The organism is Bacillus sp. BF2-3 (genome assembly GCF_008368795.1).
Lineage (GTDB): Bacteria > Bacillota > Bacilli > Bacillales > Bacillaceae_G > Bacillus_A > Bacillus_A cereus.
This window is the reverse complement of record NZ_QOSA01000007.1, coordinates 193,675-208,275: the sequence shown is the minus strand read 5'-3', so window position 1 is coordinate 208,275 and position 14,601 is coordinate 193,675. Positions and strand designations below refer to the sequence as shown.

Sequence of the window (14,601 nt, the reverse complement as noted above, 5' to 3'; positions counted from 1 at the left end):
CCAGATATTGCACAAAATAGCGCAAAACAAATTGCAGCTTGTGCCACCATAGTTAAAGATACTTGTTTTATTGAAAAGACTAACGCTGCAAATACAAGCAAGTTTTTAGTCCATTGTTTCGGGCGTAACTGTTTAAAAAACAATACAACTATATTTTGTTGAGATAAAGTTCCTTCCCTCATAATAATAAGAGTGCTTCTATTTTGTCACTCTCTTCTTTCCCTCCCTATTCAATTGTAATTTCCTTCTAATACAGGAAAAATTATAACACATAAATTAAACATTGAAAATCAGTTATTAAATACCAATAATAAAGGGCTCTCCTCTATATTAATGTTTCTAAAAAATACAGAAGGAAGCCCTATCAACTATATATTCTATTTCAAATATTGACCCCGAAACACCTGCATCGTTTCGTCTTGATTTAACATCGTTAATTCTTCTTCTGAAAACTTACCGTTTCCAACTTTCACTACATACACATTTACTTTTTTCTTACCCCATTGGCTATAAACATCTTTCACCGTATCATAGTACAAATCAAGACGGTTTCCTTTTATTGCACCGCCCTTATCTGCTACTACACCATACCCATAACCTGGTACGAATAAAATTGTTCCAATTGGGAATACGCGTAAGTCCGCAGCGATTGTGGAATATAAATCCCTTTTCGCCTTAACACCTGAATATGTAATACCATACTCCGGATGTCCCGGCCTCTTACCAGTTGACTCAATTCCCGACGTATAACCTGTTGCCGTCATTTCAATTGAACGATATTTAGACCAGTCGTTTGCCTGCTCTAAAGCATTTATCACTTCTTTACTCGGAGCAACATTTCTCTTAACTTCTGCTGCATGTACTTCTTTTGCACTCGTTCCCTCATACTTCTTTACAATCTCTAATAAAGAAACTCCTGTGAAAGCATTCCATGTTACGCATAATGCAATTGCAAGTAAACAAGTCATCATAATGCGAATACAATATCGTTTTAACATTTTTATATTCCACACTCCTTCATCGTTAATCATTCCCTATACCATGAAGGAATATGCAAAAAAATAATCTCCAACTTAATTGGAGATTAAAACATTTGATATCCGCTTTTCCGAAGTTTCTTGATTACGACTCCTGCTAAAGCAGCCCCTACCAATCCAGTAGATAGAATAAATACGTCTGCTTGTCCTAAGTGCGATACACTTGTCCCAAATGAAGAAAATGTTTCTTTCGGTTTTGAAAAATAATCCCACATACTCGCTTTATTAATAATAAGCATACAAACAATCGGATACACAATAACCATCACCCAAGTAGCTCGCAAAATCATGTTGAGTAAAAATCCAATTCCAAAGAACAAAATAAAAAATAACATCATTGAAATAAGTAGTACCGGTATACTCACTCTTTCTCCCTCTCCTTCGCATGCGCCGTAAATACGTGATAGGCTGTATAACCAAATTGCTCTCCTGGATTTAATGTTTTATCCATTTCAAGATGTAATTCTGATTTTCTTTCTAACAAATACTTAATAAGCACAGACGTATTTGGATCGTCCGCAATCGTATCTGGATGTAGAAACGCCACTTCAGACAATTCTTTCTCCTGTATAATAATATTTTCTCCTTCAGGCTCCAAAAGGAAAATAATCATATTATCACTAATCTCATTACGAATAACACCCGATCGAACACCAATGACCCCCTTCACATGAGCGACAATGCCTGTCTCTTCTAATACTTCGCGTTTCACAGCTTCATCAACCGTCTCACCTTCATTTACAAAACCAGCCGGTAAAGACCATTTCCCTTTTAATCCACTGTATTTTTTCTTAACGAATAGCCACCTGCCATCTTTTGTAGCTACTAGGCCACTAACAGCTAGCCATACCTTCCCTCGTTTCTCCATGATGTAATAACCTCCTCTTTCAGAACGGACAGAATATTCTTTCTTTTTATATTATACTATATTTTTAATATGAAAAAAGCAGAAACAGCTCTTAGCCGTTTCTGCTTTTTCTACTATATATTAAAAGAACTTTAATTTACCTTTTTTAAGAACTAATAAAGGTCCACCTAATAAGAATAGGTAACGGTTATCGATTACTTGCTTCATGAAGGAAGCTTTCCAACCTGTTAACTTTTTACCCATAACAACGCCCATTGCATCGTCATGACCTAAAGAACATACAGATCCTTTATTATCAAATGCGAATTTTTTCATTTCACCTTTACCACGAACTAATACAGTTAAGTTGTGTGCAATATTGTAACCTTGTTGAATTGCGATTTGTGCTGTTGGTGGGTATGGACGGTTAATTTCTTCATTAATGATTAACGCTGCGTCACCAACCATGAATACATCTTCGTATCCTGGAGCATGCATGTACTCATCAACTTTTACACGTCCGCGCATTGCTTCAAATCCAGACTCTTCCACAATACCGTTACCACGAACACCTGCAGCCCAAACTACTGTTTCAGACTTAATTAATTCAGTGTCATCGCCATTCGCAACGATAATACCTTCTTCAGTTGCTTCTTTAATTGCTGTACCGATGCGGAATTCTACACCTTTTTTCTCAAGTTGTTTTACAGCGTATTCTACTAACGCTGGATCGAAACCTGGAAGTGCTGTTGGAGCAGCTTCTACACAGATGATACGTGCTTTTTCACGTGGTACATTGTACTCTTTGCAAAGTTCAGGAACACGGTTTGCAAGCTCACCTACGTACTCGATACCAGTAAATCCAGCACCACCAACAACGATTGTTACTAACTCATCGCGTTGTTCAGTTGCATATTTAGAGAAACTAGCTTCCATATGCTCACGAATTTCACGAGTTGCATTAATGTTAGCGATTGAGAATGCATGCTCTTTTAATCCTGTAATTCCGAATGTTTCTGATTCGAAACCAAGACCAATTACTAAGTAGTCATACTCTAACTCGCCGTCTTTTAAGATAATGCGTTTTTCAGCAGCTTTAATTTCTACTACTGTGTCTTGTACAAAGTTCACTTTATTTGTATCAATAACGTCTTGAATATCTAGACAGATTTTTTCATCTTGTAATGTACCAGCTGCGCTCTCGTGTAACCAAGTCGCTTGGTAGTGATAGCTGTTGTTGTTTACTAGCGTAATTTCAGCTTCATTTACAGATAATGCTTTTTGCAGACGAACAGTCGTAATCATCCCGCCATAACCTGCACCTAAAACTACGATTTTTGGAGTCTTCACCAAATCACAACCCTTTTCTTTATATAATAGTAATGAGAAATAATACCAAGTACTAAAAACTCTATTTGTCAAGAATGTGGAATTTATCACATTCTATATCATAACAAAACGCAGTCAAAAAATCGTACGAATTTTGTCATAGAAATTTAACATAATACTTCCCTATATTAGTCGGTTTTATTCCAGAATTCAAGCGTCTGGAGAATTATCAATATTTTAAAATAACATAGCGTTTTCAAGGGTTTTTTAGACTTTTTTTCATGTATTTTCCTTTCTGTATATTTTATACAATAAAAAAGAACCTATGCGAAAACTTACACACAATTCAGTCGTTTTCAGAAGTATTATGAACTCAAATATGCTATCATTTATTTGAAAGTGTCATCATTTGCAGGATTTTCGTGTACATATGAACAATATATGAAATCAATATCAAAATTCCATCTATAGGGGGAATGAAAGTGGCAGAAAATCAAAAAGTTTACGACATAACAATTATTGGTGGTGGTCCAACAGGGCTGTTCACAGCATTTTATGGCGGTATGAGACAAGCAAGTGTAAAAATCATTGAAAGCTTACCTCAACTTGGAGGACAATTATCCGCACTCTACCCTGAAAAATACATTTATGATGTAGCTGGATTCCCAAAAGTGCGCGCACAAGAATTAGTTGATAACTTAAAAGAGCAAATGAAGAAATTTGACCCAACCGTTTGTTTAGAAGAAGCTGTCGATACGCTTGAGAAACAAGCTGACGGTATATTTAAACTTGTTACGAATAAGCAAACTCACTATTCTAAATCAGTTATTATTACTGCTGGCAATGGTGCTTTCCAACCACGCCGCTTAGAATTAGAAGGTACAGCAAAGTATGAAAAGAAAAACTTACATTATTTCGTTGATGATATGAATAAATTTGCCGGTAAGCGCGTCGTAGTATTTGGCGGCGGCGATTCAGCTGTTGATTGGACAATGATGTTAGAACCGATCGCTGAAAAAGTTACAATCGTTCATCGCCGCGATAAATTCCGTGCGCATGAACATAGCGTCGAAAACTTAATGAATTCTCGTGCAGAAGTAAGTACACCGTATGTTCCAGTTGAACTCATTGGTGATGACAAAATTGAACAAGTCGTTCTTCAGCACGTAAAAACGGAAGAAAAAGTTATCATCGATGTTGATGACGTAATTATAAACTATGGCTTCGTTTCTTCTCTTGGCCCAATTAAAAACTGGGGCTTAGATATACAAAAAAACAGCATCCTTGTAAATTCAAAAATGGAAACAAATATTCCTGGTATTTACGCTGCTGGTGACATTTGTACATATGAAGGAAAAGTAAAACTCATTGCTTGCGGCTTCGGTGAAGCACCAACAGCAGTAAACAATGCAAAAGCTTACTTCGATCCAAATGCAAAACTTCAACCAATGCATAGCTCAAGCATGTTTTAATATGTAAAAATAAAAGCTCCTTCCATACGTGGAAGGAGCTTTTATTTTATATACCACGAAAGCACACTGAATTCGATAAACTATCGAACTCAGTGTGCTTTTCGTCTGAAAAAATTATTGTTTTCTTCTTCTACCTAATACGAATAATACTCCGCCAACTAAGAATGAAATTCCAGCACCAACTGACATCATCCATGGAGACGCTGCCCCTGTTTTCGGTAATTCTCTTTCTGTTTTTACTTGCGGCTCTTTAATTAATTTTTCCAATCTTACTTCCGGTTTCACTTCTGGCTCCTTCGGCTCTTTCGGATCTTCCGGTTTCACTTCTGGCTCCTTCGGTTCTTTCGGATCTTCTGGTATCTTAAAATCTTCTTTTGTTTTCGGTAAAATTGTAACTGTAGGCTCAAGTGGCGGATTTATTTTATCGTCCACTACTGCTTTATTTGTTATCCCTTTACTCGGCGCTTCTTTTACCTTCGCTTTAAAAATAATACTACGTTCTTTCGTATCTGTAATTTCTAGATACTTGGCGATTACTTTTCCAAACTCCATTTTTAACTCTATTGGATTTGGCTCAGCCCCTTCAAATCTAATACTACCTTGCACGTATTCTAAACCGGCTGGAATTTCATCTTCTATTGTAACTACATCTAGTTTTCCGTTTTCCACCGTATTTTTGAAGCTAATTCGGTATTCTACTTCTTCTCCTAGCTTTGGCTCTTTATTACTTACTGTCTTCGCTGCTGTTAACTTACCATCTTTATATTCTGGCTTTATTTTCGCTGTCGGTTCTATAACTGGATGTTTCGGATCATCCACTTCAATAATCGCTTTATTTGTTATTTCTCCTCCAACTTTTGCTGTTTCTTTTACCTTTACTTTAAAGATGACACTTCTTTCTTTCGTATCCGTAATTTCTGGATACTTCACTGTTACTTTTCCATTCTCTACTTTAAGTTCTGTAGGCACAGGCTTATCACCTACGGCCTCCAGACTATCTTTCACATACTCTAAACCAGACGGAATTTCATCTTCAATCTTTACATCAACTAACTTCCCGCCATCTACTGTGCCGTTAAAAGTAATTCGATATTCAATTTCTTCCCCTAGCTTTGGTTCATGATTACTTACTTCTTTCCTTGCCTCTAGTTTCCCATCTTTATATTGCGGTGTGATTGGTATAAGTGACTCAACTGGCGGAGTCGTCGGATTATTATCATCAACAATCGCCTTGTTTACAATCTCTTTTCCTACTTGTACCGTCTCTTGTACTCTCACTTTAAAGATGATACTTCTTTTTTTCGTATCCGTAATTTCTGGATACTTTGCTGTTACTTTTCCATTCTCTACTTTAAGTTCCACCGGATATGGTTCCGGCCCATCAGACTTTATACTATCTTTTACGTATTCTAAACCGGCTGGAATTTCATCTTCTACCTTTACCTCAGTTAGTTTTCCGTTCTCTACCGTATTTTCAAAGCTAATTCGATATTCTACTTCTTCTCCTAACTTTGGTTCATGATTACTTACTGTTTTTTCTGCTTGTAATGCACCATCTTTATATTGAGGCTGAATAGAGATATTCGGTTGCTCTGGTGGATTTATTGTATCTTCCACAATCGCCTTGTTCACAATCTCTTCGCCTACTTTAGCTTTTTCTTTCACTTTCACTTTAAAGACGATACTTCTTTCTTTCATATCCGTAATTTCTGGATATTCCGCAAGGACGATTCCGTTTTTCACTTTCACATACAACGGTTTCGGATTCTCTCCCTCGGCTCTTTCACTACCTTCTACAAACTCTAAGCCAGTTGGTAATTCATCCTTAATCTTCACCTTCGCTACTTTTCCATGCTCTACTACGTTACGGAAAGTAATTCGATACTCTACTTCTTCTCCTAATTTTGGAGCTGGATTATTTACTGTTTTCTCAGCTTTTAGTTTTCCGTCCTTATACTCCGGCGTAATAATCGCTTCTGGTTTTTGCGGCGGATTCTTCGGATTGTCATCATCCACAATTGCCGTATTCACGATTTTCTTACCGACTTTTGCTACTTCCGTTACTTTCACTTTAAAGATAATACTACGCTCAGCTGTATCAATAATATTTTCATACTTCGCTGTAATTTTCCCAGCTTCTTCTTTTAACTCTACTGGCGCTGGCTCATTACCTTCTGATTTTAAACTATCCTTCACATACTCTAAACCAGTTGGTAATTGATCCTCAATTTTCACTTCTGCTAGTTTTCCGTTTTCTACCGTATTTTTAAAACTAATTCGGTACTCTACTTCTTCTCCTAGCTTTGGATCTTTTTTATTTACCTTTTTATCAGCTTTAACTTTACCGTCTTTATGCTGCGGGGTAATTTCTACTTCTGGTCGCTCTGGTGGATTTTTTGTATCATCAACAATTGCTTTATTTACAATTGCTTTGTCCACTTCAACAGAATCTTTCACCTTCACTTTAAAGATAATGCTTCTTTCTTTCATGTCAGTGATATTTTCATACTTCGCACTAACCTTACCAGCTTCTTCTTTCAACTCTACTGGTGCTGGCTTATCACCTTCTGCTTTTAGACTATCTTTCACATACTCTAAACCAGACGGAATTTCATCCTCAATTTTCACCTCTGCCAGTTTTCCATCTTTCACCGTATTATTAAATGAAATTCGGTATTCGATTTCTTCCCCTAGCTTCGGTTTATGATTATTCACCTTTTTATGAGTAGCAATTTTACCGTCTTTATATTGCGGTGTAATTTTTGCTGTCGGATCAATTACTGGATGGTTCGGATCATCAACATGGATAATCGCTTTATTTGTGATGTCTTTACCTATTGCAACTGAATCTTTCACCTTCACTTTAAAGACGATACTTCTTTCTTTCGTATCCATAATCTCTGAATACTTTGCCATTACCTTACCATTTTCTACTTTCAACTCCACTGGTTTTGGCTCTTCACCTTCAGCCTTTTCGCTTCCTTCTACAAACTCTAATCCAGCTGGAATTTCATCTTCTATTTTTACCTCTGCTAGTTTTCCATCTTTCACCGTATTATTAAAAATAATTCGATATTCGATTTCCTCACCTAACTTCGGTTCATGATTACTTACTTCTTTTCTTGCCTCAATTTTCCCATCTTTATATTGTGGTGTAATCGTTACATAAGGCTCTTCTGGCAGATTCTTTGTATCATCTATAATTGCCTCATTTACGATTTCTTCTCCCACTTTTACGCTTTCTTTTACCTTCGCTTTAAAGACAATACTTCTTTCCTCTGTATCTGTAATTTCTGGATACTTTGCCATTACCTTATTATTTTTCACCTGTAGCTCTACTGGTTTCGGTTTAGAACCTTCTGCTGTGATGCTGCCTTCTACATACTCTAAACCATTTGGTAATGTATCCTTTATATTTACCTCTACTAGTTTTCCGTTTTCTACCGTGTTTTTAAAACTAATTCGGTATTCTACTTCTTCTCCTAGTTTCGGTTTATGATTATTTGCTACTTTCTGCGCAGCAATTTTACCATCTTTATATTGCGGAGTAATTTCCACACGAGGCTCTTCTGGCTCATTTTTTGTATCTACTACGATTGCTTTATTAACAATCTCCTTTCCTATTTCTGCCTCTTCTTTTACTTTCACTTTAAAAATAATACTTCTTTCTTTTGTATCCGCAATTTCTAGATACTTTGCCATTACCTTGCCGTTTTCAAATTTCAATTCTACCGGACTTGGTTTAGAACCTTCTGCTTGTAAACTGTTCTCCACGTACTCTAATCCAGCTGGAATTTCATCTTCTACTGTAACCTCTACTAGTTTTCCGTTTTCTACCGTGTTTTTAAAACTAATTCGGTATTCTACTTCTTCTCCTAATTTCGGTTTTTTATTGTTTACAAATTTCTCTGCTTTAAGCTTACCGTCTTTATATTCTGGCGTAATTGTTACTTCTGAAGTTGTTGGATCTTTTGTATCATCAACAACTACTTTATTGACAATGCCTTCACCAACCTTAAATTCTTCTTTTACTTTCGCTTTAAAGACGATACTTCTTTCTTCTGTATCCATAATTTCTGGATATTTTGCGATTACTTTTCCATCTTTCACTTTCAGTTCTACCGGATCTGGCTTAGAACCTTCTGCTCGTAAACTATCTTTCACATACTCTAATCCATTTGGTAAATCATCTTTTATTGTTACCTCTGCTAGCTTTCCGTTTTCTACCGTATTTTTAAAGCTAATTCGGTATTCCACTTCTTCTCCTAACTTCGGTGTTTCATTATTTACCGTTTTCTTCGCTTCCACTTTTCCATCTTTATGCTGTGGAGTAATTTCTGCCGTCGGTGTTTCTGGCTCATTTTTCGTATCATCAATAATTGCTTTATTGACGATTTTTTTACCGACTTTCACTTCATCTTTTACTTTCACTTTAAAAGTGATACTTCTTTCTTCTGTATCCGTAATCTCTGGATACTTCGCCATTACCTTACCATTTTCAAATTTCAATTCTACTGGATCCGGCTTAGAACCTTCTGCTTTCACACTGTTTTCTACGTACTCTAAACCTTCGGGTAAAGTATCTTCTATTTTCACCTCTGCTAGTTTTCCGCCTTCTACCGTGTTTTTAAAACTAATTCGGTATTCTACTTCTTCTCCTAACTTCGGCGTTTCATTATTTACCGTCTTCTTCGCTTTCACTTTTCCGTCTTTATGTTGCGGAATAATTTCTGCTGTCGGTGTTTCTGGCGGATGTTTCGTATCGCTCACAATCGCTTCATTAACAATTGAATCGCTCACTTTACCTTTTACTTTCACTTTAAAGGTAATACTTCTCTCTTTTGTATCTGTAATCTCAGGATACTTTGCCATTACCTTACCGTTTTCAAATTTCAATTCCACTGGATCTGGCTTAGAACCTTCTACTTTTACACTATCTTTCACATACTCTAATCCATTTGGTAAATCATCTTCTATCTTTACCTCTGTTAGCTTTCCATGTTCTACCGTATTTTTAAAGCTGATTCGGTATTCCACTTCTTCTCCTAACTTCGGCGTTTCATTATTTACCATCTTTTTCGCTTCAAGTTTTCCATCTTTATACTGAGGAATAATTTCCGCAGTCGGATTAACTGGCTTATTTTGCGAATCATCAATAGTTGCTTTATTAATGATTTTTTTACCGACTGTTACTCCTTCTTTTACTTTCACTTTAAAAACGATACTTCTTTCTTCTGTATCCATAATTTCTGGATATTTTGCCATTACCTTACCGTTTTCAAATTTCAGCTCTACTGAATCTGTTCCGATACCTTCTGCTTTCAAACTATTTTCTACATACTCTAAACCTTCTGGTAAAGTATCCTCTATTATCACGTCTGTTAGCTTTCCGTACTTAACCGTGTTTTTCATACTAATTCGGTATTCTACTTCTTCTCCTAACTTCGGTGTTTCATTATTTACGCTTTTCTTCGCTTTAATTTTTCCATCTTTGTGTAATGGTGTGATTTTTGCTTCTGGTTCTTTCGGATGTTTCATATCATCCACAATTGCCTTATTGATGATTTCCTTACCTACTTCCGCTTCTTCCTTCACCTTTACCTTAAAGACAATACTTCTTTCTTTCATATCCGTAATATTTTCGTATTCAGCAATGACTTTTCCATCTTTCACACTTAACTTTAATGGAGCTGGTTTATCACCTTCAGCCTTTTCACTGCCTTTTACATACTCTAAACCGTTAGGAATTGTATCCTCTATTATTACCTTTTCTAGTTCTCCGTTTTCTACCGTGTTCTTAAAGCTAATTCGGTATTCTACTTCTTCTCCTAGTTTTGGTGATGGATTATCTACTGTCTTCTTCGAATCAATTATTCCATCCTTATGTTGCGGAGTAATTCTTTCCTCCGGCTCAATCGGTGGATTTTTCGTATCATCAACAATTGCTTTATTGACAATCTCTTTATCTACTTTTGCTTCTTCCTTCACCTTTACTTTAAAGACGATACTTCTTTCTTTCATATCCATAATATCGATATACTTAGCTTTGACTATCCCATTTTCAACAGCTAATTCTACTGGTCCAGGTGCTTCTCCTTCGGCCTTGATGCTATTTTCTACATATTCAAGACCTTTTGGAATTGTATCTTCTACTCGCACCTCTTCAAGTTTTCCGTTCTCAACCGTATTATGAAAACTAATACGGTACTCGATTTCTTCGCCTAACTTTGGCTTCTTATTATTAACTACCTTTGTAGCAGCAATTTCACCTTTTTTACTTTGCGGTGTAATAACAACCTTTGATTCAACAGGCTCATTTTTCGGATCTTTTGCAATTGCTTTATTTACGATTGCCTCCCCTACTTTTGCCGAATCTTTTACTTTCACTTTAAAAACAATACTTCTTTTTTCTGTATCCGTAATTTCTGGATACTTTGCCATTACTTTGCCGTCTTCCACTTTTAGTTCTACTGGCTCTGGTTTTATACCTTCAGCTTTCAAACTATCTTTCACGTATTCAACACCTTTAGGTAGTGTATCTTCTACTAGCACCTTTTCTAGTTTTCCGTTTTCTACCGTATTATAAAATGTAATTCGGTATTCCACTTCTTCTCCTAGTTTTGGTGTTTGATTCGTTACGCTTTTTTCAACATCCACTTTACCGTATTTATAATCCGGCGTAATCTTTTCTTCTGGATGCTCAGTTTGTCCATTCGGCTCACTCACAACCGCTTTATTAACGATCGTTTCTCCGGCTTTTGCCTCTTCTTTTACTTTCACTTTAAAGGCAATGCTTCGCTCTTTTGTATCCGTAATCTCTGGATATTTTGCCATTACCTTACCATTTTCTACTTTTAACTCTACTGGATTTGGTTCAGCACCTTCAGCTCTCTCACTGCCTTGAACAAATTCTAAGTTAGCTGGAATTTCATCTTCTATTGTAACTGCATCTAGTTTTCCGTTTTCCACCGTATTTTGGAAGCTAATTTGATATTCAATTTCTTCTCCTAGCTTCGGCTTTTTATTTGTTGCTTTTTTCTTTGCAGCAATTTTACCGGACTTATGCTGTGGTGTAATCTTCTCTTCTAAATCCTTTGGTGGATTTGTTTTATCACTAACGGTTGCTTTATTAACAATTTCTTCACCAATTTTTGCAGTTTCTTTTACTTTTGTTTTAAAGACGATACTTCTTTCTTCCATATCCATAATTTCTGGATACTTTGCAATTACTTTACCATTTTCAAACTTCAGCTCTACTGGCTCTGGTTTTGCACCTTCTGCTTTCAAGCTATCTTTCACGTATTCAAGACTACTTGGTAATTCGTCTTCAATTGTCAATACATCTAGACGTCCATCTTTTACCGTATTTTTAAATGTAATACGATACTCTACTTCATCACCTAACTTCGGTGTTTTATTAGAAGCTATTTTTCTCGCCTCTATTTCTCCCGGAACTTCTTTTGGAAGCGTAACCGTAACATTTGCATCATCTGCAGTTTCATAATTTACCTCGGTACTATCTTTTCCCTTTACCGCAACGATATTTTTTATTGTTGTATCTGATTGTACAGAAGCTTTCACTTTTACTTTAAATGTAATAATAGCACTCTCACCAGGTTTTAAAACACCGCCGTCTTTAGCATCTGCCCCTTCACCCATACGGAAATCAATTTGATTATTTACAAACTCTGCTTCATCATCGCTTGCATTATCTGTTTTATTTCCTTTATTACTTCCAGAAATATATTGTATAGATTCCGGAACATACTCTAAACGATCATCTAATTTATCAAAACCTTTTACATTAGATACAGGTGCTTGGTTATTTTTCGTATCATTTTTCACTTCAATTTGATACGTAAACTCTTCACCAGCTTTAATGTCCTTAATTTCTTTTCCGGCACTATCTAACGCCTTTTTATCAACTTGTAAGTTTGGAGCATTATGTTCTGTAACAAATGTAGCGTTATTTAATACGTAAATATCACCATAGCCACTATTTGCTCTAAAACGCATTTTTGCTTCTTTTAAATCATTTTTTACTTGATTCGGTCCTTCAAGATGATACGTATGAATGTCAGTACTGAATGAATTCGTCCAATCCGGATTATATCCTGGATATTTTTTCGTAACAAACTCGTTAGTACCGTCTACTTGTACTTCTGTCATAGACGAATCATTCGCATCATTATCTTTACCGTTAATATTTTTTATCTTTATATATCCAGCACCAAAATCATATTCTCCATAATCATATGCATATCCATCTTTCTCAGCTGGATCACCTTGCGATGAAAAATAACTAAATTTCGCCTTAAAAGTACCTTCTTTGGGTGTATTTATTTTATTAACACTAATATCTGTCCAGGCTGTACTTTTTTGAGAGACTAGCCCTTCCCAAATCTTCATGTCTTTTACTGTTTCTTTATAGTTTTCATAAACTAATATAAGATTCCAGTTACCCCAGTAATAGCCGCCACCTGTTACATCTTTAATTTGTGGCACATTTGCAACTGTCAAAGTTTGAGAAATCCCTTGCTGCGCAATTACATTTGTTACATCCGCATATGCAACATAACCAGCACCAGCACCCGAGTAATTAGAAATAAAAGGTAAGCTATCCGCTTTTCGTATGCTATCAGCAGTTACATCTGCATATTCTTTATTTCCCATTTTCATTTTGACTGGTTGCCTTACTTGATCCTCGGTAACCTTTCTATCAGCAATATTTCCTGGTAACCCCATTGCTGCTGTCCAGAATAAGTAAGCCTTTTTCACTTTACTTCCGGCAGGAATATTAGGAAATGCACCTGTTGACGAATTAAAAGTACTATCATCGTTATCAACGTCCACAGTCATTTTATTCGTTTTATAACCCATACTTTGTCTGCCATAATGATCGGTCGTCAAACCAAGTGTTACATTACCAGTCTGTACTAAATTACCAGCAGTAATTGTAGAATACAGTGGATCTCCAAATCCTTGCTTATCCCCTGTTTGCATTTGAACCTTCGAAGCATTCTCTGATGCAGCTTGTACTTTTGCATCGCTCTGATTTTCCGCTTCTTTTTCTAGTTTCTCAGCTTCGGTTACTGGTTGTTTTGGTGGTTCTGTTTTTGATGTAGGGTTATTTTTATCTTCTACAGATACTTTTAGCTTTTCATCAACTTTTTTAATTGTATTATTAGCTGATGGGCCAACTTCTTTCTTACTACTGTCAGCCTCCTCATCGGCATTAGCTGCTACCTTTTCTTCAGAAGGGATTCCCTCAACATCTACAGACATGTTCCCTATTTGTAGTTGATCCTTTTGCACACTAATTTTTTGCTTATACTCATTATTAAAATGTTGTGCACGACGAGCTTTTATTAACACAGTCATTTTTTCATGTGATTTTAAATCTTTAATTTTAAGATTAGAAGAAAGAACCTTTCCTCCCTTATCTTTTTCCTCTACATAGAAATCCGCTACCTTATTTTCAGGTAACTTCTCTCCGTTTACTTTCACAGATTGCGAAGGGAACGTAATTTCATTTTCATTATTTTGTTTAAGCACCAATTCTTGAATTGGTGTAGCTCCCGTATTTTCAATCGTATATTGAAATACGTGCTCCCTCTCTGCTACTTCTCCCTTATATATTTCAGCATTTACTTGCTCTGCCTTAATTTTCACATCATTTCCTTGTAGCTCATCCCAGCTTTTTTTATTTATCTCTGTAGCAAAAGCACTGGGTGAAGGCAATATGATGGATAGGAGAAGTGTGATCATCGTTACGACATTAAAACACTTCAATACTTGCTTCATATTTTCTACCTTTCTCCTTTCTATATACTTGCTATCCGTCTACTTAATTTCGTAGCCGTATACATAGCAATATATATCCACTCGCAACAATCCGACCTACGAAAATGTATCG

6 protein-coding genes and 1 pseudogene are annotated in these 14,601 nt (G+C 36.1%); 1 reads left to right on the top strand and 6 read right to left on the bottom strand.

Going from position 1 to position 14,601, the window contains the following annotated elements; genetic code table 11:
* The 5 genes and pseudogenes from DN401_RS30030 to DN401_RS08545 all read right to left on the bottom strand — a co-directional run.
* A pseudogene (locus DN401_RS30030) lies at positions 1-182 on the bottom strand (decaprenyl-phosphate phosphoribosyltransferase); the annotation flags it as partial.
* A 195-nt stretch (positions 183-377) separates the two neighbouring features.
* The gene (locus tag DN401_RS08560) at positions 378-998 is read right to left on the bottom strand and encodes a 3D domain-containing protein (protein WP_002204854.1); all 621 of its coding nucleotides are present in this window, start codon (positions 996-998) and stop codon (positions 378-380) included.
* 86 nt (positions 999-1,084) lie between these two features.
* On the bottom strand, positions 1,085-1,402 hold the full coding sequence (locus DN401_RS08555) for a YuiB family protein (protein WP_000027016.1): 318 nt from the start codon (positions 1,400-1,402) through the stop codon (positions 1,085-1,087).
* The gene (locus tag DN401_RS08550) at positions 1,399-1,905 is read right to left on the bottom strand and encodes an NUDIX hydrolase (protein ID WP_149287660.1); all 507 of its coding nucleotides are present in this window, start codon (positions 1,903-1,905) and stop codon (positions 1,399-1,401) included. The genes DN401_RS08555 and DN401_RS08550 overlap by 4 nt, the downstream gene beginning before the upstream one ends.
* Before the next feature lie 120 nt (positions 1,906-2,025).
* On the bottom strand, positions 2,026-3,234 hold the full coding sequence (locus DN401_RS08545; RefSeq protein ID WP_149287659.1) for an NAD(P)/FAD-dependent oxidoreductase: 1,209 nt from the start codon (positions 3,232-3,234) through the stop codon (positions 2,026-2,028).
* Between the two features lie 461 nt (positions 3,235-3,695).
* Between DN401_RS08545 and DN401_RS08540 the strand changes: the two genes are divergently transcribed.
* A complete protein-coding gene (locus DN401_RS08540) occupies positions 3,696-4,685 on the top strand; it encodes an NAD(P)/FAD-dependent oxidoreductase (protein WP_000829784.1) in 990 nt (329 codons plus the stop codon).
* A gap of 114 nt (positions 4,686-4,799) precedes the next feature.
* Here DN401_RS08540 and DN401_RS08535 read toward each other — a convergent pair whose 3' ends face one another.
* Positions 4,800-14,489: an isopeptide-forming domain-containing fimbrial protein gene (locus DN401_RS08535; protein WP_149287658.1), complete on the bottom strand. Its 9,690-nt coding sequence runs from the start codon at positions 14,487-14,489 to the stop codon at positions 4,800-4,802.
* Positions 14,490-14,601: the final 112 nt, after the last annotated feature.